Origin of the sequence: Brevibacillus sp. SKDU10 (assembly GCF_001645205.1) — a bacterium.
GTDB classification, from domain to species: domain Bacteria; phylum Bacillota; class Bacilli; order Brevibacillales; family Brevibacillaceae; genus Brevibacillus_B; species Brevibacillus_B halotolerans.
The window spans coordinates 98,733-124,808 of sequence record NZ_LSSO01000172.1; the positions used below are offsets into that span (position 1 = coordinate 98,733).

General features: G+C 43.5%; 38 protein-coding genes. 2 read left to right on the forward strand and 36 right to left on the reverse strand.

The features are described 5' to 3' along the window. Positions 1-167: 167 nt before the first annotated feature. The 32 genes from AYJ08_RS15520 to AYJ08_RS15670 form a co-directional block, all read right to left on the reverse strand. Positions 168-515: a YolD-like family protein gene (locus AYJ08_RS15520; protein WP_064018485.1), complete on the reverse strand. Its 348-nt coding sequence runs from the start codon at positions 513-515 to the stop codon at positions 168-170. After that, positions 493-807, reverse strand: coding sequence for a hypothetical protein (locus AYJ08_RS15525; RefSeq protein WP_231929121.1), 315 nt, complete (start codon positions 805-807; stop codon positions 493-495). The genes AYJ08_RS15520 and AYJ08_RS15525 overlap by 23 nt, the downstream gene beginning before the upstream one ends. A 167-nt stretch (positions 808-974) precedes the next feature. After that, positions 975-1,142: a hypothetical protein gene (locus AYJ08_RS15530; protein WP_231929122.1), complete on the reverse strand. Its 168-nt coding sequence runs from the start codon at positions 1,140-1,142 to the stop codon at positions 975-977. A gap of 76 nt (positions 1,143-1,218) precedes the next feature. Further along, a complete protein-coding gene (locus tag AYJ08_RS15535; protein ID WP_064018486.1) occupies positions 1,219-1,974 on the reverse strand; it encodes a glycoside hydrolase family 73 protein in 756 nt (251 codons plus the stop codon). A gap of 10 nt (positions 1,975-1,984) precedes the next feature. Continuing rightward, positions 1,985-2,248 carry a hemolysin XhlA family protein gene (locus AYJ08_RS15540; protein WP_003341744.1) on the reverse strand — a complete coding sequence of 88 codons (264 nt, stop codon included), beginning with the start codon at positions 2,246-2,248 and terminating at the stop codon, positions 1,985-1,987. Positions 2,249-2,258: 10 nt separating this feature from the next. Continuing rightward, the gene (locus AYJ08_RS15545) at positions 2,259-2,396 is read right to left on the reverse strand and encodes an XkdX family protein (protein ID WP_022583978.1); all 138 of its coding nucleotides are present in this window, start codon (positions 2,394-2,396) and stop codon (positions 2,259-2,261) included. Continuing rightward, positions 2,397-2,594: an XkdW family protein gene (locus AYJ08_RS15550; protein ID WP_064018487.1), complete on the reverse strand. Its 198-nt coding sequence runs from the start codon at positions 2,592-2,594 to the stop codon at positions 2,397-2,399. Beyond that, positions 2,591-4,030, reverse strand: a complete 1,440-nt coding sequence (locus AYJ08_RS24040; protein ID WP_197490705.1) for an Ig-like domain-containing protein — start codon at positions 4,028-4,030, stop codon at positions 2,591-2,593. The genes AYJ08_RS15550 and AYJ08_RS24040 overlap by 4 nt, the downstream gene beginning before the upstream one ends. Further along, positions 4,030-4,302, reverse strand: coding sequence for a hypothetical protein (locus AYJ08_RS15560; RefSeq protein ID WP_064018488.1), 273 nt, complete (start codon positions 4,300-4,302; stop codon positions 4,030-4,032). Before AYJ08_RS15560 ends, AYJ08_RS24040 begins: the two co-directional genes overlap by 1 nt. Beyond that, complete coding sequence (locus AYJ08_RS15565; protein ID WP_064018489.1) at positions 4,302-4,583, reverse strand: hypothetical protein; 282 nt, start codon at positions 4,581-4,583, stop codon at positions 4,302-4,304. The genes AYJ08_RS15560 and AYJ08_RS15565 overlap by 1 nt, the downstream gene beginning before the upstream one ends. Further along, positions 4,583-5,170 carry a putative phage tail protein gene (locus AYJ08_RS15570; RefSeq protein WP_064018490.1) on the reverse strand — a complete coding sequence of 196 codons (588 nt, stop codon included), beginning with the start codon at positions 5,168-5,170 and terminating at the stop codon, positions 4,583-4,585. Before AYJ08_RS15570 ends, AYJ08_RS15565 begins: the two co-directional genes overlap by 1 nt. Beyond that, positions 5,167-5,994 carry a baseplate J/gp47 family protein gene (locus AYJ08_RS15575; protein WP_064018491.1) on the reverse strand — a complete coding sequence of 276 codons (828 nt, stop codon included), beginning with the start codon at positions 5,992-5,994 and terminating at the stop codon, positions 5,167-5,169. Before AYJ08_RS15575 ends, AYJ08_RS15570 begins: the two co-directional genes overlap by 4 nt. 80 nt (positions 5,995-6,074) lie before the next feature. Next, entirely contained in the window at positions 6,075-6,209 is a 135-nt protein-coding gene (locus tag AYJ08_RS24770; protein WP_255365468.1) for a hypothetical protein, read from the reverse strand. 11 nt (positions 6,210-6,220) lie between these two features. After that, on the reverse strand, positions 6,221-6,517 hold the full coding sequence (locus tag AYJ08_RS15580) for a hypothetical protein (protein WP_064018492.1): 297 nt from the start codon (positions 6,515-6,517) through the stop codon (positions 6,221-6,223). Positions 6,518-6,541: 24 nt separating this feature from the next. Then, positions 6,542-7,693, reverse strand: coding sequence for a hypothetical protein (locus tag AYJ08_RS15585; RefSeq protein ID WP_064018493.1), 1,152 nt, complete (start codon positions 7,691-7,693; stop codon positions 6,542-6,544). Positions 7,694-7,707: 14 nt separating this feature from the next. Next, entirely contained in the window at positions 7,708-8,124 is a 417-nt protein-coding gene (locus AYJ08_RS15590; protein ID WP_064018494.1) for a hypothetical protein, read from the reverse strand. Continuing rightward, on the reverse strand, positions 8,124-8,507 hold the full coding sequence (locus AYJ08_RS15595) for a hypothetical protein (protein WP_064018495.1): 384 nt from the start codon (positions 8,505-8,507) through the stop codon (positions 8,124-8,126). The genes AYJ08_RS15590 and AYJ08_RS15595 overlap by 1 nt, the downstream gene beginning before the upstream one ends. Further along, positions 8,507-9,601, reverse strand: a complete 1,095-nt coding sequence (locus AYJ08_RS15600) for a hypothetical protein (RefSeq protein ID WP_064018496.1) — start codon at positions 9,599-9,601, stop codon at positions 8,507-8,509. The genes AYJ08_RS15595 and AYJ08_RS15600 overlap by 1 nt, the downstream gene beginning before the upstream one ends. Next, positions 9,598-10,413, reverse strand: coding sequence for a baseplate J/gp47 family protein (locus tag AYJ08_RS15605; RefSeq protein ID WP_064018497.1), 816 nt, complete (start codon positions 10,411-10,413; stop codon positions 9,598-9,600). Before AYJ08_RS15605 ends, AYJ08_RS15600 begins: the two co-directional genes overlap by 4 nt. After that, positions 10,401-10,829 carry a DUF2634 domain-containing protein gene (locus AYJ08_RS15610; protein WP_064018498.1) on the reverse strand — a complete coding sequence of 143 codons (429 nt, stop codon included), beginning with the start codon at positions 10,827-10,829 and terminating at the stop codon, positions 10,401-10,403. Before AYJ08_RS15610 ends, AYJ08_RS15605 begins: the two co-directional genes overlap by 13 nt. Beyond that, a complete protein-coding gene (locus tag AYJ08_RS15615) occupies positions 10,830-11,084 on the reverse strand; it encodes a hypothetical protein (RefSeq protein ID WP_064018499.1) in 255 nt (84 codons plus the stop codon). It abuts the gene before it with no gap. 1 nt (position 11,085) lies between these two features. Further along, on the reverse strand, positions 11,086-12,033 hold the full coding sequence (locus tag AYJ08_RS15620; protein ID WP_031412174.1) for an XkdQ/YqbQ family protein: 948 nt from the start codon (positions 12,031-12,033) through the stop codon (positions 11,086-11,088). Between the two features lie 12 nt (positions 12,034-12,045). Further along, entirely contained in the window at positions 12,046-12,660 is a 615-nt protein-coding gene (locus tag AYJ08_RS15625) for a hypothetical protein (RefSeq protein WP_003336528.1), read from the reverse strand. Continuing rightward, positions 12,657-15,170, reverse strand: coding sequence for a phage tail tape measure protein (locus AYJ08_RS15630; protein WP_064018500.1), 2,514 nt, complete (start codon positions 15,168-15,170; stop codon positions 12,657-12,659). The genes AYJ08_RS15625 and AYJ08_RS15630 overlap by 4 nt, the downstream gene beginning before the upstream one ends. 212 nt (positions 15,171-15,382) lie before the next feature. Next, entirely contained in the window at positions 15,383-15,763 is a 381-nt protein-coding gene (locus AYJ08_RS15635; RefSeq protein ID WP_031412177.1) for a hypothetical protein, read from the reverse strand. 11 nt (positions 15,764-15,774) lie between these two features. Beyond that, on the reverse strand, positions 15,775-16,227 hold the full coding sequence (locus AYJ08_RS15640; protein ID WP_031412178.1) for a hypothetical protein: 453 nt from the start codon (positions 16,225-16,227) through the stop codon (positions 15,775-15,777). Between the two features lie 2 nt (positions 16,228-16,229). Then, positions 16,230-17,567: a phage tail sheath subtilisin-like domain-containing protein gene (locus AYJ08_RS15645; RefSeq protein WP_064018501.1), complete on the reverse strand. Its 1,338-nt coding sequence runs from the start codon at positions 17,565-17,567 to the stop codon at positions 16,230-16,232. Position 17,568: 1 nt separating this feature from the next. After that, positions 17,569-17,832 (reverse strand): hypothetical protein, encoded by a 264-nt coding sequence (locus AYJ08_RS15650; protein ID WP_064018502.1) that lies wholly within the window; start codon positions 17,830-17,832, stop codon positions 17,569-17,571. Continuing rightward, positions 17,825-18,274, reverse strand: a complete 450-nt coding sequence (locus AYJ08_RS15655) for a hypothetical protein (protein WP_031412183.1) — start codon at positions 18,272-18,274, stop codon at positions 17,825-17,827. Before AYJ08_RS15655 ends, AYJ08_RS15650 begins: the two co-directional genes overlap by 8 nt. A gap of 18 nt (positions 18,275-18,292) precedes the next feature. After that, positions 18,293-18,487, reverse strand: a complete 195-nt coding sequence (locus AYJ08_RS15660; RefSeq protein WP_064018503.1) for a hypothetical protein — start codon at positions 18,485-18,487, stop codon at positions 18,293-18,295. 55 nt (positions 18,488-18,542) lie between these two features. Continuing rightward, positions 18,543-19,157, reverse strand: a complete 615-nt coding sequence (locus AYJ08_RS15665) for a sigma factor-like helix-turn-helix DNA-binding protein (protein ID WP_064018504.1) — start codon at positions 19,155-19,157, stop codon at positions 18,543-18,545. Between the two features lie 423 nt (positions 19,158-19,580). Further along, a complete protein-coding gene (locus AYJ08_RS15670) occupies positions 19,581-19,781 on the reverse strand; it encodes an XtrA/YqaO family protein (RefSeq protein WP_035292449.1) in 201 nt (66 codons plus the stop codon). A 197-nt stretch (positions 19,782-19,978) separates the two neighbouring features. On the opposite strand from AYJ08_RS15670, the gene AYJ08_RS15675 reads away from it, so the two are divergent. Beyond that, positions 19,979-20,335, forward strand: coding sequence for a helix-turn-helix domain-containing protein (locus AYJ08_RS15675; RefSeq protein ID WP_064018505.1), 357 nt, complete (start codon positions 19,979-19,981; stop codon positions 20,333-20,335). A gap of 169 nt (positions 20,336-20,504) precedes the next feature. Here the strand turns inward: AYJ08_RS15675 and AYJ08_RS15680 are convergent, their stop codons facing one another. From AYJ08_RS15680 to AYJ08_RS15695, 4 genes are all read right to left on the reverse strand, one after another. Next, positions 20,505-22,529, reverse strand: coding sequence for an ABC transporter permease (locus tag AYJ08_RS15680; protein WP_064018506.1), 2,025 nt, complete (start codon positions 22,527-22,529; stop codon positions 20,505-20,507). Beyond that, a complete protein-coding gene (locus tag AYJ08_RS15685; RefSeq protein ID WP_031412190.1) occupies positions 22,504-23,274 on the reverse strand; it encodes an ABC transporter ATP-binding protein in 771 nt (256 codons plus the stop codon). The genes AYJ08_RS15680 and AYJ08_RS15685 overlap by 26 nt, the downstream gene beginning before the upstream one ends. 124 nt (positions 23,275-23,398) lie before the next feature. After that, complete coding sequence (locus AYJ08_RS15690; RefSeq protein WP_082890986.1) at positions 23,399-24,337, reverse strand: sensor histidine kinase; 939 nt, start codon at positions 24,335-24,337, stop codon at positions 23,399-23,401. Positions 24,338-24,493: 156 nt separating this feature from the next. Beyond that, positions 24,494-25,204: a response regulator transcription factor gene (locus tag AYJ08_RS15695; protein ID WP_064018507.1), complete on the reverse strand. Its 711-nt coding sequence runs from the start codon at positions 25,202-25,204 to the stop codon at positions 24,494-24,496. Positions 25,205-25,405: 201 nt separating this feature from the next. Between AYJ08_RS15695 and AYJ08_RS15700 the strand changes: the two genes are divergently transcribed. Continuing rightward, the gene (locus AYJ08_RS15700) at positions 25,406-25,954 is read left to right on the forward strand and encodes a cysteine hydrolase family protein (RefSeq protein ID WP_064018508.1); all 549 of its coding nucleotides are present in this window, start codon (positions 25,406-25,408) and stop codon (positions 25,952-25,954) included. Positions 25,955-26,076: the final 122 nt, after the last annotated feature.

Sequence of the window (26,076 nt, forward strand, 5' to 3'; positions counted from 1 at the left end):
GAACGCACCCATGTGTTATTTTTCTTTCATTATATAGGACATAATTTCCGTAGGTTTCGAAGAATGTTTGCTTCCATTCGGTAGTACATTTCTAACTTGCCCCCTCGTAATTTTAACGTGGCCTCCGACATCCTCAACCGGGCTTAACTCGTACCGTAATTAAAACATCACACAACGCTCGCAATGTTCCCGAAATCCACCCACGTCCAATCCCCGTTCTCCTCCTCGATCCTTACCTGCTTCATAATCGTATCAAACGACTTGGCAACGCCCCTCACCGTCAGGAACTCGCCTCCATTCTCGGAGACTTCCCGCCAATACTTAACGGCTATCTCGATGTTATAACGTTTACTTTCCGTCAGCCTATAGTTAATCGCCATGACTTCGTCATGATCGAGATCAGGCTTCGGTAGTAACGATAGCTCTCTTCGGTGCTTTAGATACCATTCGCGTTGTTCCGGCAATACCATACGCATGGAGCCGAATAGGTCGTTAATCTTTGTTCGTTTTTGCATAGTAAAACTCATCCTCCGTCCATAGCCAATCTATCAAGTCTAGGTTAGGTGATACGATGATGTCAACGATTTGATTGACGCGGATCGTATGTGAGCTCCAGTCCGTCAATAGCTTGATTTGTTCGTTATCATTAGCCGCGATCCAGCCCCATGACGTATGGGCTCCCGATTGATCCGACCAGATAACCAATAGTGGCCTGTTGTTGTTTATAGAATCGTTGATGATATACTGTACGTCCTCTAATTGAGTGTGAGAGATAGGTTTTATCGTCTCAACAAACAAATCCAGCATAATGACCGCCGCCCTCTGTTGAAGTAGAACATTTGTTCCTATTACATGCGAACATAACGGGAACATGCAACAAAAAAATCGCCCACCTACCAGCCATTAGGCCAATAAGTGGGCAGTCATTCTTTATATGGTTAGATTCAGTCTGGTTCAAGGTTAACTAGAGCTATCTACTTTTTCCCCTCGCTACTGTCCGGCTTAACATACGAATATGCACCCGCCGCCGTCAGTCCGACCACAACCGTAGTCAATAGATTCGTCTTTAGCGCCCCGTCCGGTAAGAACACGAACACGCCCGAAAGCACAATCGCTACCAACGGAGCGTACTTCGTCGGCACCCCGAATCCTTTCGCGATTCCAGTCAAAGCCGCCACGATTGCGGCCAACGTCGCGATGTCATACGTAAGTTCCACGTTATGCACCTACCTTTCTCCATACCCGATCTGCTAGTACGAAGACCAGCCACGGCATGTCCTCGATTACCTTCTGCGGCTCCTTCCGTAAACGCTCCTTCCATTCGGCCGCATCCGACAGTAATTCCTGTGCCGCGAGATTATCTATCGACTTATCAGCGAGTTCGAATTGCCATTCTTTTAACGCCAAGCTTACCGCCTCCTCGATTTTCATTATAGGTACCGGGACCCCCGGCTTATCAAAACGGGCTAACTTATTTCCGTTTACAATCGACATAATTAACGTAACGTAATTAGGGTCAGTCGCGTACCCGCCCCGTTTGACTGCCTCCGCAAACTCCCGTGGTGTCTTCGCTTTCCACACGCCCGCATTTACGTAGCGCGGTTTCTTCAGCAGAGCGAAATGGTCGTCGATGGCCTCGCCGTAATTGTTGTACGCTCGGAACCGAGCCTTTACTTGTACCTTCGTCTTGGCACCGGAAGTGCCGAGTATCTTTACGAGATCACCGCTGGCCCGAGCCTTCGCTACGTCCGCCGCCGAATAATATTCCGTGGTCAAGATCGTAACGCTACCAGCCGGCCCCGTTCCTTTGATATTGCCGAGATTGTACGACTCGTGCCCCGTAACCATATCGCGCGGTGTCCGTAAGTCCCATCCGACCTCTAGTATGAGCTGCGCGATAACGCCGGACGGGCACGGATAGCGTCCGACTACATGCGGTGCTATTAGCGAGATTAGCCGTTCTTGCTTCGTCATATGTTCGACCTCATTTCGTTAGAAAATAAATAAGGATGGACCCGATAAAACTCGTTCCCATCCCGATAATTACGCCCCAGCTTCGGCGCGAATCCGATTTGATTTCCGCAATGTCACGAGCGTTTTCTTGGGCCAACGCTAGTGCTTCCCGTGCTTTGTCGTGTACTTGTTCGAGCTTTTCACGGTCACGCGATAAGTGGTCGACCTTTTCTTCCACTCGGACCATGCGCTCCCGTACGTCTTGTAAAATTGATACAGTGTCGTGTTCTCCCATGCGCACCCTCCTAGAATTTGATTCCGGTAATCTCTTCGTAATCGGCCGGTGTGATCTCTCCATACGGGTTACTTTCCGTTTTAACGGCTAGTCGTAATTGCTCCGCGGTCACCCATTTATACTGATATGCGATTCTCCAAAATTCCATTTACGCGCCACCCCTTATCTGAATTAATTCAAGCTTTAGACCAGTAATCTCGCGGCCTAAAGTCTGGATCAAGATGTCTTTTTGTGCCAACTCCACTTTCTGCATTGCAAGTTCTTGGCCTAACGTCTGGATGGGCAATTGTTCCTGCTCCCTCTCCTTCTCAATTTGAGATAATGCTTTTGGTTTAGTCAGGATCAATCGAATGCACCTCCGAATCCTCTTACGATAACTGGCTCAGTTGCTGTTCCTCTAGTGAATGAAAAACGTACGCTAACGCCCCATTTTTCTGCTGTTTTTTCCTTGTTGGTGAAAATGAAGCCTCGGTTGAATTTAACATGGTTGGTCGCGTCTTCCCATGTCGGCAACTCGTCGAACGCGTTGTTACACACCTCGGCTTTGTAATCGGCACCGGCAGGAATCGTCGCGTCAATTGTCACTAAGATGCGTTTGGCAGCTATGTCGGTACCGAATGGTTTCCCTAGAGCAAACGCTATCTTGTCGGCTGATCGTCGGAAGGTATACGATCGAGTCGAGGTCATGCCTTTGCTGTCGGTTGCCTCGATTGTAAGAGTGTGTACCGCTGTCAAGGAGAGGCGTAACCATGTGTCCAATGGGATTGTTGCGGTGTTTTCTTTGCTGTCAGTTCCAGCGAACGTGCGAATCACCTTGCCGTTGATTTTTTCTGTGATGGTAAACGCGTCACCCTCTGGCTCTGTGACGGTGTATGTTTTCGACGGGATAGCGCTAAATACACCGAGGTCTTCGTTTTGACCATTGATAACAGGAGGGCGATTGTGGACGACTCGGAACTTGCGGGTCACCTCGGGTGATTTACCGCCTTGGTCGTCCTCTGCCCAGATGGTTAGGGTATGATCGGTGTTTTCGGCTAAATCAGAGCCTGTGAGATCGGTGGTGCCGTCATAGAGACGTTTGGTTCTGAATGTTAGCGTTTTGGCAAAAGAAATAGGCGTGCTCCCGTTGGATACTCCGGATTGCAACGCCCTTGTGGTGCCGTTGTTGATGCGGTATTTTATTGTGACTACGTTGTCTTTGTCGGTGTCGGAGGCGGTGCCTTGGATGTTTAACGTAGCGTTTTCGGTTAGGGTTTGGTTGTTGGTTGGAGACGTGAGTACGATAGTCGGATTAGAGTTATCGGAATACTCGATAGTTACCGTATATTGATAATAATAGGCATAGGTTCTCGTATCACTTCCAGGTTTAGTTACTGTACCACGATATTTTTGCGTATATTGATAAATAAACACTGCGGCCCCAGGGGAAAGATTGACTTTATCTGGGCTTCCATCCTTACTGAGATTTCCAGTATAACCACCGCTATTGTAGGAAATGCTACTTGGAAAAGAATAGTTTGGATGACTTGTAATATATTCCTGAGTAGTAGTTACCTCTTTACTATCAGGCGGTGTATAGGAGCCACCTGTTTGAACTCTTCGTGTATAGGAGCCGCTTGATAAATTAAAAGTTACTATCGAACCATTTACTGTAAAAGATACGGTTCCAGTGTTAACTTTTACAGACTTAATATTATTTAAACCTGGTATGGTTAATGTCTGGGTCTGGGAACTATATGAAAGTTCATCGAATTGTTTTTCAAGTTTTTTTATAACAGCCACTATACCACCAACCTTTTGTTAGCCTCGTCATACCAGCCCTCAGATAGTTTGATATCGTCCAGTGTTGCAAAGTTCTCAAAAAAAACATTATCCGTAAAGTTGTTAAACACCGCATCTTTTATCGTCTTCACATCAATCTGTAAAGCCGAAATAGCCACTGTATGCTGTTCCAGCAGCTTGTGCGCATCGTCTATTCCTTTTTCCCATCTATTGATATCCGTTTCCATGACAGGATCGTCATAGTTCCAATCTAGTTTAGGATTATAGGGCATCAGTCGTTCGCTCCTCTCACTTCAAATTCAAACCGAAATTCTAATGATTGATCACTTAACACATCTACATTAGCCATTCTTTCCGTAATAAGATTGCCTGCCTCATCTAGTAGTTTTAAGGAAGATACCTTCGTGATTCCGCTAACCGGCTCCGTTATGACTACAAGCTTTCTTCCTTCTCTTTTGGCAGACCTCAATTGAACCGTTTGATTGTTTACGATGAGACTTGCGGCACGAGTTGCTAAGTCCTCCGCAACTCGTGCCAAATAAGCTTTATCCATCAAATCACCACCTCATCTTGATCTTTAAGAGGAGTCATACCAGCTCGAAACTCATGCACCCTGTGGTAACGTTTCTGGTTGATTGTAATTCTTTCATGAAACAGAATCTCGTCTGACACTGCCAACTGCGGCATAAACACATGTGGGACTCGCTTTCGCTTATGAATATCATGCACCCACGAGGCAACGTCATAAATTGACCATATGGGAACCGAGATATAGAAATAGCCTGTATCTGGGTTTTCCTCTATGAGAACGTGATCAGTTGCCTGTTCTTTGATAAAAAGTCTGGTAATACTCTCTGCCAACGCTGGCGTAAAGGGCAAACGCTCCCGATACTTTGCCATGACACGTGCACGTCGCGTCTCATAGGAATCTCCCTGCTTGGGAGTAACCTGAAACATATCCTCCCAATACGGCAGTCCCCATGTAGCTGTTGTGATCATCATTTGCCGCTCTAAGTCTAGCTTGCGAGCCTGTTGGTACTCTCTCTCAGCTTCTCCTGCCTCAAAATGATGCACCGCTGCCTGATTCTCATACCAATAGGGTGGCAGCATCGCCCGATATTTTTCTGGAATCATCGTCATGGCGTACTCACCGTCACATTTTTCACAATCGGTATGGTTGAAAAGGTGAGATCAATATTTTTCTGAGCATCATTTAACGAAACATTCCGATAATCTACCACACCAGCTACCTTAAACAAGCGATAGATTTCAGAATAAAGAATCTTCTTACTCTGCTTATTGATATATTCCACAATGTCAGCTTGTATTTGCTGTTTTATTTCATCTACAGATGCAGAGGACTCCCACTCCAGCAAATCTCCGCTGACTGTTACTTCCAATGCTTTCGCTGCCTGAACCACTAGCTTGTCGTTTAGACTATGCTTATTTGGCTGTGCTAGATGCTTTGTTACAGCTTCTACTAAAGCTTCATCGGCTGGTTGCCCTTTTTGATCGGTTAACGCAATATGCACTGTATTTGGTGCCTCACCCCAGATAAACAGCTCTCCTACATTGGGTACTTCCTTTACCCAGCGCCTGTAATCGTACTCAGCCCCTGAACCTTCCTCTTCTCCCGCCTTAGCAATCAAGCGTTGGCGATACAGATCATCGGGCTCAGCCGTTTTTCTCTTCACACCTAAAAATAATCCCCAGGCGTCCAAAAATTCTCCGTCTGCCCAGGGTAAATACCATTGCAAAAAGCGATATTCATCCAATTGTTGTTGCTCGGATATTTCTAATGCGAGCGGGTAGTGAAAATCGTAAAAAATTTCGCCTTCTTCTGGGGAAGGGGGCGTCTCACCACGGGCCTGAGCAAGTTCACTCGCTCGATTATACATCCGTTGATAAATCTCTTCGGCTGTTTCGCGTAACAGCGGCATGTCTGGTTTTTTTACTTCTGGCATCTCTATCACCGCCTTTGTAATTGGAGAGCCGTATAAACAGCTCTCTGATGAAAAAGCGCCCTCTCCGAATGGAAAAGACGTTATTGCTGAGTGGATATTATGTTCTCTTTTTCATTCTTAGTAATATGTCCTTTTGAAACAGCTATTGATAATTCTTCCTCGTCCCATGCTCCTGATTCCCATCTCATCATGCAGTAAAAATAAAGTTTATTCACGTTTATTCCTCCTATTTTAACAGCAATGCATCGAGCGCATCTTGTGTAATTTTCAACTGGGCTTTCAATCGTACAATTTCTTCTTCTGGACTCAATGGTCTATCCGTATACTCATACCACAATTCTTGAGTTTTTGGATTAATAAATAACTTAGGAATTTTTCCGTTTGCCTCTGGCTGAGGAATCGAATCTACCAATAGACCAGTTGTTTGCAATTCTTCGGAACTCTTGCCTAATCCGTTTACTTCATCGAACGGCATATAGTGTACAAACGTTACAACGCTGTTTTCATGCTCTATATAAATCATGAAAAATCCTCCTTTTGTTTACTTCTATTCTGCAATGGCTATAGAACTATGAGATGATCTTTGTAATATTAAGCCTTCACTCATAACCTTTAATGAACTATCTATTTTCATTAATTTGTCCTCCCCCAATGCATACAGAAAACCATCTTTACCAATGCAGATGGAAGCTGCTCGCAGGTTTTTGGCAGTTGCTAGTATTTGACCATCACTCCCATACTTACAAAGTTCATATCCATAAGTTGTTGTTCCGATAATCCTTGTCATATAACAAATATCCTTACTATCATCTACTGCCCATTGCCCATAATCGTCTACTCTAGTTCCGTATTTTTTTTGCCATATCGGGGTAATTTTAGTGTCTGTTACTTGGTATCTCCAGGTTGTATCACTGGAGAAGTCACCACCATCCAAAAGGTTCCTATAAAAATATGTTTCTTTCTTACCTCCCGCATCTACAACCTTCTTAGATAATACATTGTAATAAGTCGTCCAATAACCTGAACCTCTTCTGTCTGAATAAAGATAGTTACCATCTGTGTCCAAAAAAACTAACTCAGTGCGGTCGCATTGAATTACCACAAAACTATCATTTACCCAAATTCTATCTGGTTCATGAATAGAAAACTTTAGTGTTATTGTTTTCTCCCAAAGTAAATTTAGATTTCTAGTGTATTTTTTTACCGTTAAAATAGATTCGTATGGAGGGCCAGAAGGGTACTTTGAATTAGCTGTATAGACATTATCCAAACTATCTATATCTGATCTCTGACCTATATTAGCTATCAGTTGTCCAGTTAAATCAAATTTGTTTCCTTGCATATAAAAATACTGAAGTGTGCTATCAAACGTGATAGGACCTTGATTCAAAAGAAAAGACATCTGTGCTGGGGTATACTCTCTTAGTTTCACAGATTCCCCTAGCTTGTTTAGTTTCGTTTTGCCAATGTAATTAATCCCATCATGTGTAGTCCTTTCTGAAGCAAAATATAAATCAGCCTCAAAAATCATTGTAGAGATACCATCTTTAATTGTCTGCAAACTTAACGCATTTACTACTTTACCTTGCTTGCTTTCTATAGCTGTCTTCAACGCCTGCATATCCAGCCGAGTAACGATAGCACTTTTATCCCCAGCAACTTGTATTTGTTCTTTCAATTCCCCAATAGATAATGTCAAAAGAGTACACCCCCTTACTTAAATGCAACCCAAGTAAAAGCTGTTGTAGCTGAACCACTGTTAAATACACTAAGATTAGTTGCATCAGCGGTGTACCACACTTCCCCAAGATATCCTTTAGGATTTTCGTTAGCCGTGATAAGAACTGCAGTAGGAGTACTAGCTAATCCGTGAGCAATTGTTTTCGCTACCCCGTTACCAGCAAAAGAGGATTTACCTTTGCTTAATTTACTTTGGGCTAGATTATCAACCATCCCTAACGTCCGCTCAATCTGCTCCGTATTTGTAAGACACGCTGCCTCCGTATTCGCAATCCTCTTCAAGAAAGATTCATTCGCCAATTGTGGGGTAAAATACGTAGGGTTAGATAGGTCCTCACTGACAAGCTGAATCTTACCTGTTAATTTACTGGCCTCGCCTTGGTATTCCATTAGCAAACCTCCTCCCAGTCATAGTAGAATTCCTCATTGGGTCCAATCGTTTTTAGCCCAAATGTCTGAATCGCTAAGGCCTTTCCTGATTCATCTACTAAAGCCGCCTCACTGAAAGCATTCCCAGGTATCTTGTCGTGTGTCAATGTAAGGGAGAATCTCACAATGCCGTCCCCTGGATAGGAATGGGTCTCGATAGGAATAACGATGACCCTTTTAAATAAATCCACCTGTTTAGCAGTCAATGCTTTATCCTTTACGGGGTTGCTGGGATCATGCCCCCCTGTGCCAAAGGCTAAGCCGGCTACTTTAGGAAATGCCGCATCTCCCGCGAAAGCCTTCGCCATACTGTTTCTACCGTGCAACGTGGTTAGCTGTGCCACTACACAATCACCATCCTTTTTATACAAACACCGTCTTTGCGGCGTACTTGAATTTTTGATTTATGGGAGCCGCCAAATTGTTCAATCTGTAGGGGAGTGGCCCCGATTCCTTGGATTGCCCAGGAGCCATCTATAGGCAAGGTATTTATGGGATAGCATTCATTTTCTGTCCAATCTGGTGACACTGCCTTATGGCTAATTCGAGTTATTTTGACGTTAATCCGCTCTCTTACTGAAATTCTTCCGCCTTGAAAACTCATTTTCCCGTCTACCGGGATTGTTCCGTCGATGGGAAATGAATTAGGTCCTGGAAATAACACGCTTTGTACCAGTCGCATAGGGAGCTTGCTTTGATGATGAAAATTCCCTTGCATAGCAAGTGTTACGCGCAGGCAGGAGCGAACCCCTGCTAATCCGATCGGCCAGCCATGGATTGGGGTACTGTACGGGAAATAAAAAGGCGTCCCGAAGTGGTGACGCTTTACGTATCCATATCGCATGCGATGTAGGATTTCTTTACCTGTAGACGACCATGTTCCATCGATAGGAGCCGTCCCGTCTATTGGCAGTAAAAAAGGACCGGGGAACTTCGAACGAGATAAAACCCTGCTGCGCCTCTGATGTCTTATAGGCCAAACGAATAGATCAAAGAGTGTAACATTTGCTTTTTTAACATGTACGGGTCGAATTGCCTCGAAGTCTTCAAGCAATTGGGTTACTTGAACTGTCCGTGTGTTTTTGAAATGGAATTTTATTTCTTTTTGCAGATAATCCTCTTCAATTTCTGTAAGATCCCCTGCTTCTTTGCCGATTGAGCGAAGTGTTTCGAGCGTAAAAGGGAGGCTGGACAGTCGTTTTCGTATGATATTCAGCCGTCTTTCCTCATGGCCTCCCACTTGGATTTCGTTAAAATAAATCCAGTCCCAAATATCCAAGCTGTAGGTAGCCTGCGGCAAAATAAATTGACGACCTATGTCTTGAATCTTCTCTCTTTGAAACAAGCTTTCTTGACCTGTTGCCGAAAAATGAATCTCTGCTACATCGTTTTCATACCAATAGGGAGGCAGTCGTTCACGGTACGTAAATGGAATCATGTCAGAACCTCCATGATCACATGAAAGACGGCTTTTTGCGGTTTTGTAATATTGCTTGTACCGCCATTTAACGTGTAATCAGCGTAATCGGTAATGCCATCAACCCAAAAAAGCGTGCCCATTTTCTGATACACAATGGTGTTGCGCTTTCTTACATAGTCCTGTATTCGTTTTTTTAGCAGGAGCATCGTTTGATCGCGTTTTGTATCATCCGCCATACTGAGTCTGACTTTGACCTCAATGTCGAAAATGTCGGCAGAATGACACTGTAGATCGTGACCAGCTACTCGCTTTTTTTCAAGCAATCCTCTAATCCTGCCCGCAAATTCAGAAGTGACCGGCACCCCATCAAGATCCACTAGGTACAGGTCGACCGATACGTCACTGCGTTCATGCTCAACAGCAACAGCTCCACCTACTCCGTCCAACGCGAGTGCCCAGCTAACATAATCTTCAGTGCGGCCGTTTCCTTCTGTCGTTCGTTTTTTATCGATAATACGTTTCCGATAATCCTCGTCACTTTCACCTATCTTTTTTTCAACACCCTCTGCGATGCCGTGCGCCTCCAGGAATTCACCATCTGCCCACACAACAAAGCCCTGAAGAAAAGCGTATTCTAATAATAGCTGCTGATCAGCTATTTCTTCTGCTAAAGGGTACCAAAAATCATAAAAAACCTCCCCTTCTTCTGTTGCTGGAGGAGTCTGGCCTTTCGCCTCAGCGTAGGCAAGGGCGCGATTAACGATTCGTTGATAAATTTCATCTGGAGATTCTCTAAGGACGGGCATTTGCGGCTGCTCTAACGTTTCCAAATATCTACCACCACCTTAGTCTTTCCCCGTATCCCTTCAATCTCTAGTCTCAAACCTATTCGATTCTCTAGATATCGAATATCCATAACCTCTGCTCGCTCAATCTCTGAATGAGCCTCCAGCGCATCCTCCATATCCCGCTTAATCAAGGCTAAAGGTACATGCTTAGGGAGCTTGCCAATATGCTCAAAAAAATCTACCCCAATCCGATCACTGTAAATCGCATATTGAAATCGTTTGGTATGCAGGATTTTTTTCGCAATCTCTTCCAAATACTCAGCATAATTACTAGTCTTTACATGGCGACCATCTGTTCCTTTGATAAATTGAAACGTAGTCCAATCCAATTTATAAGTCCAGGGTATCGGGGAAGGAGTATCTGTTAACTCTCGATTACTTTCTAAAGCAGGAAACATTTATTTCACCTCACCCAGCACCAGATATTGCCCCGAAGAACATCTCATTAGAGCATAGGTAGCCCCTAGTTGAGGCTCTGTAAATAGCTCATCTTTAAAGAATACTAGATCATCCTCTACCTCTTTTAGGGGCGTTGGGTCCTGATCTAGTTTCATGACCACTGGGGCATAATTTTGTAGCGTGCCAAATTCGATCTGGGTATCACTAATGCCACTTCTTGCTTGGGTAAACAATCTATTAATCGCTTGTTGCATCCTATCCTCTCCATTCCAATTGTAAGTCCATCACAAATTCCCTGTTTTTCCATCGGGTATTGCAGGAGGTCACGATCCAACTGCTTTGTTGACCATTTATCTCCTGAATTTTCACCAGCCAGCCTGCCCGCAATCTAGCAATGAGTGAATTTGTGTGACGAACGGTTATGGAGCGTGTTCGCGGTATTTTAGCTAACGTAGCAAGCTGTTTGGACGCCAAAGAGGCGAGATTCTTCTCCTCGCCTGCATCAATGATTTTTTGCATCCGTCCGATCTTTTTCATCAAATCTTGATGTTCCCTCGTGACTCTGCCTGCTACCCGATCTCCTTCATAGCGTTCTACCGTTACAGCCGTGTACACCTCCTCCAAGCTTTCCCCGGTAGAGCTAGCCTCCAGCATATTAGCCTGAAACACAGGGACATAAGGATTATTTCCCTCTGCCAGCACAATCAGCTTATCACGTTGGTGCTGGATAAAATAGCGAAGTCCTGTCCGTTCAAAGGCTCTCTCCGCTATATCTGTAAACAACGAGGTGTACGGCTGGGAAGGGAGCCGTTCCTTTACCGTAAATCCAAAGGCAGGGCATTGAAACGAAATGCCTGCTCCCTGGATAATCCTCTCCAGCTCCTTCCCTGCATCCCCTTTCAAATAGGGTCTTGAGCAATCATTTTTTTGTAAATACCATGACAGCTCGTAAGCAGTTCCGCTCAGCTCCTTCGTTTTTTCGTCCCGATTCCATTCGACTAAGGGGCCGTGAAAGAGCTGTTCGCTTTCCTTGGCTTCATTAGGAAACATCATGAGATAGCCAGCAGCAGCTAATACAGGGGGATTCCGTAGCTGAATCTGACACACCTGGGCAATCTGTCCTCTGGATGAGGACCAAGAAACATCCGTCACGGCAGGTGTTACATCAAGTCGGGTAGCATCTTTTCCATAAATCACACGCATAGCCGCTCCCTCCTAGGCTTTGCTTTTATATTCAGCATTTTTCTTTTGGATACGAGTAAGCTGTTTGCTACGCATCTCTCTATCCTGATGAATCATATTTTTGGCTGGTGTTAAAAGATATGGGGATGATTGCTGTTTCTTTGCGGTTTTTCCTGTCGTATTGGCACGAGCCTTTTGTTGCTTAGCCATGATCACAGGCGGCTGTAGAAGCTCTTTATTGCTAGACCACTCTACGAACTCATCTTTAATAAAAATCGGTAATTCAATGGACCCGTAATAATCTACATTCATTCCTTTAAACGTCCCATCCACAGGGCCGATTAAGACATTCCATGCTAAATTTAACTCGTCAATTGTGAGCAGAACCTCTTTCCCTGAGATTCGATCTAGACCGGCTAACCATTCACGTGGTCCCTGATAGCCTTGCACTTCGATTAAAGGAGATTCTATATCGCCTGGAAGCCAAAACTCAAAGGAAATTGACTTCGCTCGATTAGCAGATAGTCTGTTTTTGGTAACAAGCGAAATACTGGTAGATGTTTCTGCATCATTTCCGTAGCCTTTTATTTGCACCTCTGCTGGGGTTACGGGAAACGTCAGCCGATACTTTCCCTGCATACGAATCATGCTTTTCCACCTCTAGTCTCTAATGCATTGACGAAAGCAGTCTCGATGATACGTTTAATTTCATTGGTAACAGTAGGGTCCTTCAATAATCGAATCATACCTGCAACATCCTGAAGCACACCATCTGCATGTAGCGTGATAGGCATGGAAGAGACCGTTACCGATAGATTTTGAGCTGTATCCTTCTTATTTGCGGCATTAGCAGCTGCCGGCGTTACTTGTGGTGCAGGTGTCGTTGTTAACGTATCTTGTGGCTTACTGCTCGCAGACTTGATTTGACTAGGGCTGGCATCACCACTAGCTGGAGTCGGTGCTGGTGCTGGAGGTACTTGTGCAGGTGGTGTCTCTGGCTTTTCTTTGCCCCATCCGAACCAATCAGGCAATTTTTCCATGAGGAAGTCTCCACCAACCGAACCTAAAAATCCACCAACTGCTCCGCCAACCGCTGTGCCTAATCCTGGCACAATCGAGCCGACTGTAGCGCCAATCATAGTACCTGCCGCTTTCATCCCGGCACTTCCACCAAGTTTTAATAGCTCCATCGGTTTGTTGTCAGAGGTAACCAATGAGGCGAGGCCCATTGCTTCTCCTACAAAAGGGATTTTTTTCAACAGACCTTTTCCAAAGGATTTCACCCCACCAAAGCCTTTGCCGCCCAGGTTCTTTAATCCGTCCCACGCGGCACCACCAAAGCTTTTTATCCCTTCAAAAGCTTTACCGCCAATGTCCTTTAATTTGCCGAATCCGGTAGTGGGCTTGCCAGCTTTTTTAGGGACTGTAGTAGGAGGTTTAGATTTAGGAGTAACTGGCTTGGCTGGCTTGGGTTTAGCTTTTGGTTTCGTAGTTTTTTTCTTATTACTTGGGCTACTTGGATTATTTTTGGTTGATTTGCTGGGTCCTCCCGTGTTTTTTCCACCGAATGTAAAGGGCCCTAGCTTTCTTTTCCCCTTTTTGCCTCCTCTTTTTTTCTTCGAGCCCTTACGCTTCTTACGTTCTTCCCCACCTGCATCTGGACTGTCATCTGGTTCTTCTTCTTCTTCCTCTTCCTCTGACTTTCCCTTCGCCATTTTAGCAAGAGTATAGATACCTATCGCCTCTATGGTATATCTAGCCAACTCTGGTAATTCATTAAAAGTTTTGATACAGAAAGTCAATATACCAGCTAACTTTTTTATGACCGGTGTTAAATCCTTGGCTACTGTAGCTGTTAAGTCCACCATGGCTGCCTTGGCTTCACTTTGGGCTTGCATATATTCAAACCAAGGATTTTGGTCAATTGCAGCCTTATAGGATTTATTTGCTTCATTATTAGCCACTTTATTTTCAACTTCGCCAGCAGAAATTTTACCCGTTTTCTCCATCAGCGGCACTAGATGCTGCAATAGCTCCTTACCAGAGCCTGAGCCTACTGCATTTAGCATCTCTTGACGTACATTATCATCTTTAATAGAAGCAAGATTCATAAAAATACGTCCCATCGCCTGCTGATTATCGCTTTTATTATCTGAATGCAAGAGCTGGGTTACTTGAATGGCCTCTATGTCAGCTAGCCGTTTGGCTTCCTCAGGACTTTTCCCGTCCGCCTCATAGCCTTTTTGTAATACTTTACTCAGCTCACCCTGAGAAGACATTTTTAAGGCAATATCTTTTAACGCGCCTAGCGGCATGTCATTTGATGGAATACCCATGTTGCCAATTTCGCCGACCATCATCGCCATTTTCTCTGGTGTATCCATTACCATCCCTAGCTGGGAGGTATATTTGATCATAGAGGGTACAAAATCATCGCTAAAATCCTTCATATTGTTACTCATATATTGAAGAGAATTTGCCAGTCGCTCAGGATCACTAACTCCTGTGCTGTCGCGTAATAGAGCCATCATTTTTAAGCTCTGGTCAGCAGAAAACCCTGTAGTCATACTTAATTTGGTAGCATATTCGGCAAATGCAGCCTTATCCTTTGCATTTACATCGTCACTTTTGTTATAGATGTTTATAGCTTCTGTCTTGCTTAGTTCCGGGTTGATTTGGATGATTTTCTCAACACTACGATCTAAATCTTGGACCTCGGCATCCGTTTTTCCTTTGGCAATAAATAATCCGCGTTCTTTTGCCGCAGCTTGAGATTCAGGGATTGAGTTTTTGTACCAGCTCATCCCCTGCCCTACGGGGTCAGCAAAGGGGTTAGCAGAGCCGCCGTCATCTCCTCCGCCGCTCACCACCACGGGTTGGCTAAATTGACTGCGCATCTGCGAAATTTTTTGTGTCGCCTGATCGTCTATTTCTACACGAAGCTTGGCTTGTACGGAGGTTCCCAGTTGCTGTAATTGAGAACGCACCTCTTTAATGCGCCGTTCCATCCTATCAGCTTCTTGTAAAAATCCGCGTCCCAGTTGTCCCAGAGCTGCTTGCAACGAAGCCGAGTCTCTTTTCCATTCCAGCATGCCCTGCCTTACCTTAAACATCTCTTTCTGGACAGAAAGTAGCTCAACAACCATATCGTTGCCCATTGCATTCACCTCCGTTCATGCTATATCTTTTCTTCAGCAAAAAAACGGCGGAGGATATCATTTCTCCTCCGCCTCTAATTCAATGATCTGACATGCGATAATAAATAATTTTTGCTTATAACGATCTACTTCATACTCTACGATTTCCGCCGGGAGACCTCTGCCATGCAGATAAGCCTTCGCTACATGCCAAGCCTCCGCGTCGGATTGAATTAGTTTTTTGCTTCTTCAATCGCTTCTTCTTCTGTCTGACCCTGATTTGCTTTGCGCACGGTTTCTATAAGGAGCGCATATGCGTCCGGGTTGCGATCAAATAATTTGCCAGGAAGCTCGAATTTGTCCCCTGCTTTGTAGGCTTTCTTTAGCTCTGGATCATTCCAATTAAAATCGTGCTCAGTCGCCTTAACAATGCGAGCATCATTATAGCGATACCAGTCGAATTTATCGCCTTTATCAGCTTCACGCTCACAAATCCGACTTTCCATTAAGGTTAGCTGACGTACCTTCCATACCTCGCCATCAATGCTGACTTCTATCTCATGACGTGGTGTTGTTTCATTTGCTTGCGCTAAGAATTTTTCTAATTTCCCCATGAAAAAGCCCCCTATTCTTCTGTATATTCTGGCAATTTATCAAGATAATCAGGCTTCTTGTTACTGCGGCCTTTAATTTCATAAGTCGCGTTATCGTTTCCATCTGCCTTTGCTTCCCATAATGTGATTTCTTCTGGGTTTAAATAGATATCCGTTAAACGAACGCGTTCTGTATTGCCGTTTTCCTTATCGACCATTTCGCCCAAAAGCTGTGGAATTACGGGAGTTTTACCCTCCGTAATTTGATCCACGCAAAAATATTTGAGCAGAGCGTTAACAGATGATACCTTTAAAGTAACCTCCACATGCCAAGAGTCAATAGTTTGCACCGAGCCCTTTTGCAGACGCTTTACATCGCCATACTCTGTTTTTAAGACGGCCTTTCCTTCCAATGTACCGTAGATTGGATCACCATTTTCATCGTATACCTGACAATTTTTTAATTTAATATCGCTTTGACGCATGCTTACAGCACCTCCCATTCAATATCGAAAAGCTCAATAGCATCTAGTGGCTTGGCGGCTAAGCGGAATCCGCGTTTGTCACCAATTCCATTTTTCTTATCTTCAAAAATCCAGCCTTTATCAATAGCGCCTTGCGCTTCACGCACTTCGAGATAGGTCTTAACCGCTCCAACGAACGTCGCACCGCCAATATCGTTATTGTCCAGTTTGCCTTTATATTTTTTCCCAACAGAGGTAATGTCATTAACAATTTGGTCAAGGGTCATTGAGACGCGAATTTTGCCAAAATCCTCACGTTCTGCTGCTTTTAATGTCGTTAAGGTGTTGACCGCACTTTCAATCAGGTACACGTCACCATCGCGAACGGCAATCAATGTACCAGAGTTAAGCGCGTTTTGAATTTCAGTGTGTCCCCAATCCTTTGCCGCCTTTTTCATCGGCACTAGCTGTGCACTCAGAGAAATGTGAGCTGGCGTAGCAGCGATCATACCTGCTAGCCATGCCGCCCATTCTAAGCTTGCATAGGTCTTGCCGTTTACATGCTGACCTGCAATGGCGCAGTTTACGACACGTCGAGAGTTGTTGGCGACAGAGCGCTCCACATGCTCGTTCATGTTGCTATCTTTTTCCGGCAAACCTCCGATTACTAGCGTGCTACGTTTTTTGCTAAAAAGCTCGCGATCCACCATGAATTGTTTAGCTGCTGCTTGGATTCCCGCATCAGCCGACGGTAAATACATCGCGTCGAAATCAACACCTGAGATAGAGTTAAATAGAGTAGTAAAGTCAGTAGCCGATAAAGTAGCAATGCCGCTAGTTCCACCCGAGAGTGCCGTCATTGCTGTTTCTTCTACTGCTTTGTCACCCAGCTTTTTCACCTTGATATAGATGGATTGTTCTGCTTTGGTTACTAGCTCGTCCATATTTGCAAACGAGAACTTCTCTGTTTTTACTGGGCCTTTGACCTGCAATTCCTTTTTACCTAATTCTGCTGTGGAATCCTTGATCGAAATTTGTAGCTCATTACCAACTAAGCCTGGATAACGTGCTTGAATAGCAATCGAACCTTCTTGTGAATAGCTGGCCGCAACACTCTTACCGTTCGTCATACGATAGCCAACTACAGTAGCGCCACCTTCTGCGGCCAACTCCAAAATATCGATTTGTCCAAAGGTTTCTGCTACGCGCTCTTCATAACCCTTCATTGTAATGACCTGATCAGGGGCTCCCCATTCAGCTAGATATGGTACTAGTACCACACCACTTTTCGGTAGGACTCGCTCCTGTGCTTTCGCCTTTAATTCTACGTTTACACCTGGTCGTTCACGTTGGATTGTCATACTATTTACCTCCTCGAAATGTAGATACGTATTGTCGTACTTGTTCTTCATTAATTACCTGCTGATCCGTAAATGCATGTAACGCTCCTGCTACTTCAAACCGCTCAGCTTGTAACAGTGGTGCACTCTCAATCCATTCCAGACGAGTGCGCTTGTTCTCCTGAGCAGTAGTGTTGAGGGGCTGTGACTCTACTCGCTCGTTGTTCTTTTTTAGCAGTGTTTTTTTGACTGCACCACCATTGGTTTGGCCTGTTGATTTAGCCATGTCCATCCTCCTTCACATCAAAGATAGCAATTTTCTCAACCTGCTCTCTTCGTACAGGCATAAGGTACTCATAGCGAAATGTTATTTCTGCCCGTTCCTTTTTTTCGGTATTCACAGAAAAAGTGCTCGGGTCGATATCAAGCAAGAGCTTATTTTTGCCTCGGTAACTATAACGTTGCTTTCGTAACAAATCTCGCAAGACACCTGTCGAAAGCGGAACTTGCTTTTCTTGCTCCAAGGGATAGTGCAACATAATAGTTGCTTCACAAATCACTTTGTAGCTGGTCAGGCTATTTCCCTTTTCACTGATCGTTTGGGTCATGACAAAAGCGGATGGTAATGGAAACGTCCCCTCCATCCACTCTCCTAATTGGGAAATGATCGGTATATGGGGATATGCCTCCTCTACCAAATCAATTAGCGTGGACAAATCCCTGTCCATCTCTATTTGCACCTCCTTTCAAGGCTTTTGCTCATTGTTTAGTGTGGATATGGGAGGCGATCTTCCCTCATATGTTGTTGCCTGCTTTCTAGTCTGGTTTACCTTTTGTTCTGCTGATCGTTTTACAGATGCTAGCTGCTTGTGTATAAATGGCTTTCTTTCATTAGCCAGTTGTTCTCTGACAGCTCCTAGTAATCTTGGATGCAGGATCATTCTGGTGCGTACCTCCTTGCTCAACCGTTACTGCCTCGCCAAATGGTCCTTACACTTATAGGTGGCTTCTGCCCCACACAAACAAACGTTCGCAAAAATAGATTTTGACGCATCCGACGAGTAAAAAGAAAACAGCCATCATAAGGATAGCTGTTACATTCTTGGCAAACTCAATTTTTTGTTGGGCACGAGACAGCAAGGTAGATACATTTCCTCGGGATATAAAGAGCATTTCAGCGGTTTTCTCATGAGTAAAGCCGCTCCCATGCACCATCAGATAGCACTCTCTTTCTTTTTCTGTAACGAACTGAAGATAAAAATCTATTAGCTGCCGTTCTGCATCACTCACACCGACACGGCATCCTCCTGTTCCCGGACTCACATAGCTTTGCATTTTAAAAGGGTCTAATAAAATCTCTCGCTGTTCCTTTGATCGTCTCTGAATACCTCGTTGATTATCAGGTTGTCTGCCTGTTTCCAGCCATTTAATCGCATACTCCACATCGCGAATGCTTGCGGCCAGACTACTGCGCAATGCTTCCCGATCTGTACCATGTACACCGCCGGCACTAGCTTCTTGGTTGGAATTCTCTATTTCAGCTAACATGTTCTTCAGTTGTTTTTTGGTTGCTTTGTAGGAAGTAATTAGTTTTTTTATACTTTTTGCCATGCCTTTATCCCCCTTGATTTTACGTACTTTTTTACATGTGCATCTTTTATTCCATTCCGGTACAAAATCGTCGGTTTCTCCTATACGATCATTGCCTTATCTGCTTGATTGGTGTAAGCTCACCGTCTGCTTGCCGCTCTATCCTTCAGAAATTGAATGCTTGTGGTATCACCCATCAAGCGTCTCCATTCATACTCTGAGATTGTTCTAGGTTTTTTCTGTCTTTTTGAAGCTTTCCTCTCTTGATGTAGGCTTCTTTGTTTTTGATTGGGCTTGCTCATGATCTCCCTCCTTTTTCATTGATTTGCTGCCGATACAGGTTTGATTGTTTTTCCAAATGAAAAAAGGACGCTAGAAACTCCCACTCATCGTGGAAATATCCAGCGCCCTCCCGCATCTCGGTATCAGGCTAATATGTAGTTGTTAAAATAATTCATTTTCTAGAAATGCTATTTTTGCTATCTTTCCTTGGCTAGATTTGACTACAGTCTCACCGTGGTGAACCAGAGGCACTATTTTAATCTTCCCTTGAACAGGGTCGATGAGAACCATACTAGCTTCCCTACCAACCGGAATTGTCACCTGTTTCATGTCCAGTGTTAGTTTCATCTCTGTAGACCGCATTCTCATCTTCCTCCTCTGGAACCTTCTGAAGCAATTTGATTGAATACGCAAAACTTGAGCATTAATCAACTTTCAACTTTATATTAGTTGATTAAAACTCAAAAGTCAACCAAAACTTGCTAATACCTCAACTGAATAGATATAATAGAGCTAAACAAGCTAGGTATGGATCATAAGGTAGACAAGGCGGTGATAGAATGACACTTGGAGAACGATTAAAGGAAAAACGCAAAGAATATAAATGGACCCAAAAAGAGATTGCAAACAAACTAGGCGTCGACAACACCACTGTCTCAAAATGGGAATCAAATACCTATGAGCCGGATGCTACTTCGCTTAAGGAATTAGCTGAAATATATCAAACCTCTACCGACTATTTGCTCAACAAACAAACAAAAGAAGAACCTCACTTCTCCTCAAATGAAACGGAAGATGCTACCGGACTTGCCTTTATCACAGGTGGAGACTCTTTAACAGCAGAAGAGGCTGAATACCTAAAGGAAAGCCTGGAGCTTTTTCGCAGAATGAAGGAAAAGCGAGCAAAGTCCAAATGATTTGATATACCAACCTAGCAGGCCATAAAGTTTATTTTGACGATCTAGTTTTTTCATCATATAGGAAAAGGCATAAGGAAACTTACTTCCCTATGCCTTATATTTTATATCCTCTATTCTTTGATGTATGAAATTATGCTTTCTAATATGGACCTCGGAATTTCCTTTTTTAGACTATCCCTCTGTGCAACAATTTAAGATACCGCCAACGAATCAGCCAGAAATACAGAAACTGGGCCGCCACAAAGCAACCTAGAACAATCACAGAGCTTGCTACAACAGAATAGGGAAGCAATTGTTGCAGAGCAGTAAATGCAACCCCGCTGTGGACAATCGCTATTACGATAGGTAAAAAGAACATAATCAGCAATTGTCTTGTGACCGTTTTTCTTAATTCTTTCCCAGTTAAGCCTAGCTTTCCGATGAGCTGATACTGGGCATGCTCCCTGTCCAAATCTGTATATAATCGGAAGTAAAGAAAGCTAGAAGCAAACGTGAAGAACACAATGCCAATCATAACGCTCGATATCAGTAATAATCCATTCTCTTGCTTTGCCTCTTTCCACTCCAAGCTTAAAGCAGAAAACATATACGGTGATTCATAGTTTAGCAATGTATTATTCAAATGATTTGCTACGTCTACCGTGTTTTCCCAGTTATCTACCGCAAAAACATTGATTCTCATCGGATGAGATTCAGTTTCTGCTTCAGTGGATTCTTGCATATTCTGGGCTTGGGCTTGCTCTGACGTACTAGATTGGTCGCTGTCCTTTTGCAACCCCTCTGTGGTCGAGTCTGTATTGGCTGTCAAGCGGCTAGCTAGGATTTTTTCGTACGCCTGATCTGTTACTGCCACATAGTAATCGTCGGAAAAATTTTGTGGGATAACCATATGATCAACCACTTTTTTCATTGATAAATCGAGCTTTACATTTCCATGTGTAATCTGAAGCTGACTTTCTCTATTCTGCTTACTGCTTCCTCGCTCATGGGCATATTTCCCTGGTATCCACAGAAATTCTCCTTCATGTAAAGTCTCTATTGGATAGCCAAGAGCCTGCGCTAAATGGTTATAGTGAGTAAGGGACATGATCATATCATTGTCAGTCCAGAATAATTCTGCATAGGCTTGCTGATAAGAGAATCCCGCATCTGTTAGCTCTTTTCCAATTAGCGAAACATGCTCCTTCTCCTGCGGATTTTTTGCATAGGAAACATAGGTAAATGCATATGGATTTTTTATTTTAGCCAGCCCCTGATTTCCCATAGCGGCGCAGGTGCCGATTGCCACAAAGGCTACTGCTGAAACAACCGCTACCATAAAAAACATGTTTGCATTATCTCGCATGCGGTAAACCAATTCAGACATCGTGAGGATATTGGTTCTTTTAAAAAATAACCTGTCTTTCTTCTGTAAAAAACGAATGGTATATACACTGCACTGGGTAAAGAAAAAGTAGGTTCCAACGACAACTAGTGCGACCCCGCTAAATAATAGCGAAAACAAATAGATGCCCCTCGCAAAACAGAAAACACAAAAATAGCCTGCTCCAATCAAAATAACAGCAAGGATGGATAACCCAATAGAAGCCTTAGGCTCCGGCTTCGGTTTCTCACCCGCTTGCAATAGTTCAACCAGCTTGTTGACTCTCATAGTTTTGGAAGTAAAGAAAGAAATCGCTAAAAACAAGACAAAAAAGGCCAGTAAGGTAATTCCAATAGCTTTATAAGGTAAATAAAAGGGTAGTCCTTTTGCAATAGCTAGCATATCTGCACTAATCAGCAGCACAAGCTTAGCAAATACCAGACCAACCAATATTCCTGACGCCATTGAAAGAACACCAATCATCATATTCTCCATAAAAACAAGCTTGTTTAGCTGCTTGTTTGTCATCCCATGGATAAGTAAAATACCAAATTCTTTTTTCCGAGTTTGCAAAAAAGCACTGACAGAATACAGCACAAAGAAAAAAGAAAAGATGAAGATAAAATAGGGAGGCAATTGCATCGCCATTTTTCCAAGCGAATTCATTGTTGAACTCCAGCCTGTCAATTCTCCTTGTAATTGGGGATGAAAGGCAATCAGGGCATAGGTGAAAAACATCATCACAGAGAAGGCACAGCTTAAAAAATGGGCAGCATAGGCTCGTTTGTTGCGCATTACATTATTACGAGCGTATTGTTGAAAAGTCATGTGCTTCTCCCCCTAATAACGACAATACATTCATGATTTTCTGATAAAATGCCTGACGATTATCCCCACAGTATACTTCATTAAAGAGCTTTCCATCTTTAATGAATACAACTCGATTGCAATAGCTAGCTGCGAAAGCATCATGCGTAACTAACATCATAGTAGTCTGATCTACCGCGTTGTAGGATGATAACAATTGCATGACATCTCGGGCTGCCTTCGAGTCCAAATTACCTGTAGGTTCATCGGCAAGCAGTAATTTCGGTTTATGAATCATTGCCCTTGCAATTGCTGTTCGCTGGGCTTGTCCTCCTGAGATCTCATACGTGCGTTTATTTAAAATAGGAGTAATGCCTAATCTGTCAGCAATAGCGGCTACTTTTTCATTCATGATCTCTAAGCTAGTGCCATCAAGAGTTAACGGCAATAGAATATTTTCTTTAACTGTCAGCGTGTGTAAAAGGTTAAATGATTGAAACACAAATCCCAGTTCTTGTCTTCGAAATAGCGCCAATTGATCCGGTGAAAGGAGGTGCGGGTTTTGATTGTTAATCAGCACTTCCCCTGATGTAGGCGAATCAATGGTAGAAATCATATTCAGCAGGGTAGTTTTACCACTTCCCGACGGACCCATGATCCCAACAAACTCCCCCTCTTTAATTGTCAAATCAATATTGGATAGCGCTTCATAAGAAATTTTTCCTTGATAGATTTTGCTAAGTGCACGAGCTTTTACGATATCCATTATGCATACTCCCCTTTCCTTTCATTTCTGTTATCTTAGTGTAATCAACTGGGGGGAATGTTCATATAAAACACTCTTTCATTTTGCTTACAGATTTGTAAGATTTCATTAGTCCATCCCCATGTTAGAAGCGACGAGAAGCATATGGAAAAATAATCTGTACGATCGTTCCTTTGCCCTTCTCAGACTGAATTTCGACCGAATGATTCAGCTTTTCTGCCACTTCCTTGACTAAATACAGACCCATTCCCGTGGATTCCTTGAATTCCCTTCCATTTTCCCCGGTAAAAAAAGCGCGAAACACGCGGGGAAGATCGGCTGTCGGTATGCCTACTCCTCTATCCTGTACTTCTAAAACAACAGACTCGCCCTGCGTAAAAGCTGCAATCGTCACTTTTTCATGTGTACCGGCGGAATATTTAATGGCATTCGATAACAATTGATCCAGCATAAAGACCAGCCATTTCGCATCCGTTTCCACTGTTAATGTCGACTCCATTTTTACGTCAGGATAAACGTAATTTCGAATAAAAAACCTCTTATTATCATGAACAACTTTATTTACAATCGGTAATAAACGGACATGATCCACGCTAAAATCCTGTTCAAATGTCTTCAGCCTTGAGATATATAACGCCATTTCTAAGCCTTTGCGCAGCTTATCTGTCTCCTCCGCAATGCTTTCAAATCGCTCGTCATCTTCCTTCTGGGTAATTAATTCGATGACGGATAACGGTGTTTTCATCTGATGTACCCACTGATTCATAAAGGTAATATGATCTTGATGCTGGCGTTCCCAACTCTTTATCTGCTCCTGATATCTTTTATATTGGGCCTCCAATAAGGTTGCTAAAGCTTCTGGAAGCGGCGAGTGGTTGAATTCTGACATGAACTCATGCATAGCCTCAAACGGCTGGGATAGGCGCAAATAAAAAGCACGATGGCTCACATATCGGTACGCAAGATATATCAGTAAAAGAAAAGTCCCTAAAAAAATAGCATACAAGGCTGTCAGCATATGATCATAGCCATCAAACCAAAAAACAAGCAAGAGAAACAGCATTAAGATGTAGGAATATAAGATAAGCGGGACATGCTCACGCAAAAAGAGCCATACATGCTGCTTGTTGCCGGATGAATCCATTTCAAAAGACTTATTTCTAGCTGATCGTACCTTCGATTTCCCTTCAAAGGTACTCGTGTTGCGCTCTCTGTCCATTCACCCTGTACCTCCTGCATGATTCCACGTGATCTGTAATCGGTAGCCGGCTCCCCTGACCGTCTCAATTGCATCTTCTATTCCTAACTCAGCAAGCTTCTTTCGCAAGCGAGTGATATTCACACTCAATGTATTATCATCTACAAATGCCTGATCATCCCACAGTTTGTCTAAGAGCTTAGCCCGACTCGACACACGTGGATAAGCAGTGAGCAAGGCCTCCAGTAAGATCGCTTCCTTTTTAGTCAGTAAGCTGCTCTCTTCTTGCAATTTCACTTCTAATCTCTCTGGATAAAGGCATAAGCCTTTTTGCTCGACCATGCGCTCCTCCATCTTTGGGGCATAATCTCCATAGGCTCTGCGTAGCTGACTGCGAATTTTGGCTATTACTAGCTCATAATGAAAGGGTTTGGTAATAAAATCATCTGCACCATACTCAAGTGCCATTACCTGATCCATCTCTGTACTGCGAGCTGATATAAACACGATGGGGCACGTGGAGATCGTTCGAAGCTGACGACACCAGTAGTAGCCATCAAAGCTGGGCAAATTAATATCTAGCAAAACCAAGTCTGGCTTCCATTCTAAAAAGCTCTCCATAATGAGATCAAAATTTTGGATTACAACCCCTCGGTATTTATATCTCTCTATATGTTCTCGCAGCAATTCTGCAATTTTCGGATCATCTTCAATAATCAAGATTGTCGTCATAAGCTTTTCCCATCCTTTATTCTTGTAAAAGGAAAGCTTCCAGCTATTTTTCCTTTACACTCTTCTCATCGTTTGACGTAAAAGCAGCCTTTTCCGTCACTTTCTCTCTGTTTTCCTTTTTTTGTCGCAATAGATGTATTTCACTACTTTTAATTGTTGTATACTTTATATAAGCCAAAATAAGGAAGGATGATCACCTATATGATTGATAAAACAGCACTGGTTATTGTAGACACCCAGAGCATCATTACCTATCATTCTTATCATGGGGAAGAAATCGTTGGCAAAATTAGTTCCTTACAAGCAAAAGCTCGTCAGCTCAACATCCCTGTTCTGTTTATTCAGCATATTGGTCCAGCCGGCTCTCCTTTTGAAGAAGGAGCGCATATGACTGAGATTCATCCTAACGTTGCACCTCTTGAGGGTGAGATAGTGATTAAAAAGACAGCATGCGACGCATTCTATGAAACAGCACTGCATCAGGAACTTATAAATCGAGGTATCGAGCATCTCATTATTGTTGGCTTTCAAACTCAGTTTTGCATTGATACAGCTTGCCGAAGCGCAGTCTCACACGGCTATGAGGTAACCTTGGTTGGCGATTGCCATTCGACAGCCAATACCCCGACCCTGAACGCCATCTCTATTATTGACCATCACAACGAAACATTGAACGGGCTAGGCACCCAACATCATAACATCACAGTCAGGGATTCAAGTGAGATTTTTGCCTCCGAGCTTGCACGCTAATGGAAGATAAAAGATTGGGACTAAAAAAATATAGCTTTGCCAAGAGCAATTAGACTTAGACTCTTACTTCAGCAGCTTTACCTGGTAACAGTAATCATGAATCAAATAAAAGAACAGACTCC

Coding starts and splice junctions, on each gene's coding strand:
- AYJ08_RS15520 (WP_064018485.1), bottom strand. CDS start 515: ATGCAAAAACGAACAAAGATTAACGACCTATTCGGCTCCATGCGTATG.
- AYJ08_RS15525 (WP_231929121.1), bottom strand. CDS start 807: ATGCTGGATTTGTTTGTTGAGACGATAAAACCTATCTCTCACACTCAA.
- AYJ08_RS15535 (WP_064018486.1), bottom strand. CDS start 1,974: ATGACGAAGCAAGAACGGCTAATCTCGCTAATAGCACCGCATGTAGTC.
- AYJ08_RS15540 (WP_003341744.1), bottom strand. CDS start 2,248: ATGGGAGAACACGACACTGTATCAATTTTACAAGACGTACGGGAGCGC.
- AYJ08_RS15545 (WP_022583978.1), bottom strand. CDS start 2,396: ATGGAATTTTGGAGAATCGCATATCAGTATAAATGGGTGACCGCGGAG.
- AYJ08_RS15560 (WP_064018488.1), bottom strand. CDS start 4,302: ATGCCCTATAATCCTAAACTAGATTGGAACTATGACGATCCTGTCATG.
- AYJ08_RS15565 (WP_064018489.1), bottom strand. CDS start 4,583: ATGGATAAAGCTTATTTGGCACGAGTTGCGGAGGACTTAGCAACTCGT.
- AYJ08_RS15570 (WP_064018490.1), bottom strand. CDS start 5,170: ATGACGATGATTCCAGAAAAATATCGGGCGATGCTGCCACCCTATTGG.
- AYJ08_RS15575 (WP_064018491.1), bottom strand. CDS start 5,994: ATGCCAGAAGTAAAAAAACCAGACATGCCGCTGTTACGCGAAACAGCC.
- AYJ08_RS15580 (WP_064018492.1), bottom strand. CDS start 6,517: ATGATTTATATAGAGCATGAAAACAGCGTTGTAACGTTTGTACACTAT.
- AYJ08_RS15590 (WP_064018494.1), bottom strand. CDS start 8,124: ATGGAATACCAAGGCGAGGCCAGTAAATTAACAGGTAAGATTCAGCTT.
- AYJ08_RS15600 (WP_064018496.1), bottom strand. CDS start 9,601: ATGATTCCATTTACGTACCGTGAACGACTGCCTCCCTATTGGTATGAA.
- AYJ08_RS15610 (WP_064018498.1), bottom strand. CDS start 10,829: ATGTTTCCTGCTTTAGAAAGTAATCGAGAGTTAACAGATACTCCTTCC.
- AYJ08_RS15615 (WP_064018499.1), bottom strand. CDS start 11,084: ATGCAACAAGCGATTAATAGATTGTTTACCCAAGCAAGAAGTGGCATT.
- AYJ08_RS15620 (WP_031412174.1), bottom strand. CDS start 12,033: ATGCGTGTGATTTATGGAAAAGATGCTACCCGACTTGATGTAACACCT.
- AYJ08_RS15625 (WP_003336528.1), bottom strand. CDS start 12,660: ATGATTCGTATGCAGGGAAAGTATCGGCTGACGTTTCCCGTAACCCCA.
- AYJ08_RS15630 (WP_064018500.1), bottom strand. CDS start 15,170: ATGGGCAACGATATGGTTGTTGAGCTACTTTCTGTCCAGAAAGAGATG.
- AYJ08_RS15635 (WP_031412177.1), bottom strand. CDS start 15,763: ATGGGGAAATTAGAAAAATTCTTAGCGCAAGCAAATGAAACAACACCA.
- AYJ08_RS15640 (WP_031412178.1), bottom strand. CDS start 16,227: ATGCGTCAAAGCGATATTAAATTAAAAAATTGTCAGGTATACGATGAA.
- AYJ08_RS15645 (WP_064018501.1), bottom strand. CDS start 17,567: ATGACAATCCAACGTGAACGACCAGGTGTAAACGTAGAATTAAAGGCG.
- AYJ08_RS15650 (WP_064018502.1), bottom strand. CDS start 17,832: ATGGCTAAATCAACAGGCCAAACCAATGGTGGTGCAGTCAAAAAAACA.
- AYJ08_RS15655 (WP_031412183.1), bottom strand. CDS start 18,274: ATGGACAGGGATTTGTCCACGCTAATTGATTTGGTAGAGGAGGCATAT.
- AYJ08_RS15660 (WP_064018503.1), bottom strand. CDS start 18,487: ATGATCCTGCATCCAAGATTACTAGGAGCTGTCAGAGAACAACTGGCT.
- AYJ08_RS15665 (WP_064018504.1), bottom strand. CDS start 19,157: ATGGCAAAAAGTATAAAAAAACTAATTACTTCCTACAAAGCAACCAAA.
- AYJ08_RS15670 (WP_035292449.1), bottom strand. CDS start 19,781: ATGCGGTCTACAGAGATGAAACTAACACTGGACATGAAACAGGTGACA.
- AYJ08_RS15675 (WP_064018505.1), top strand. CDS start 19,979: ATGACACTTGGAGAACGATTAAAGGAAAAACGCAAAGAATATAAATGG.
- AYJ08_RS15680 (WP_064018506.1), bottom strand. CDS start 22,529: ATGACTTTTCAACAATACGCTCGTAATAATGTAATGCGCAACAAACGA.
- AYJ08_RS15685 (WP_031412190.1), bottom strand. CDS start 23,274: ATGGATATCGTAAAAGCTCGTGCACTTAGCAAAATCTATCAAGGAAAA.
- AYJ08_RS15690 (WP_082890986.1), bottom strand. CDS start 24,337: ATGCTGTTTCTCTTGCTTGTTTTTTGGTTTGATGGCTATGATCATATG.
- AYJ08_RS15695 (WP_064018507.1), bottom strand. CDS start 25,204: ATGACGACAATCTTGATTATTGAAGATGATCCGAAAATTGCAGAATTG.
- AYJ08_RS15700 (WP_064018508.1), top strand. CDS start 25,406: ATGATTGATAAAACAGCACTGGTTATTGTAGACACCCAGAGCATCATT.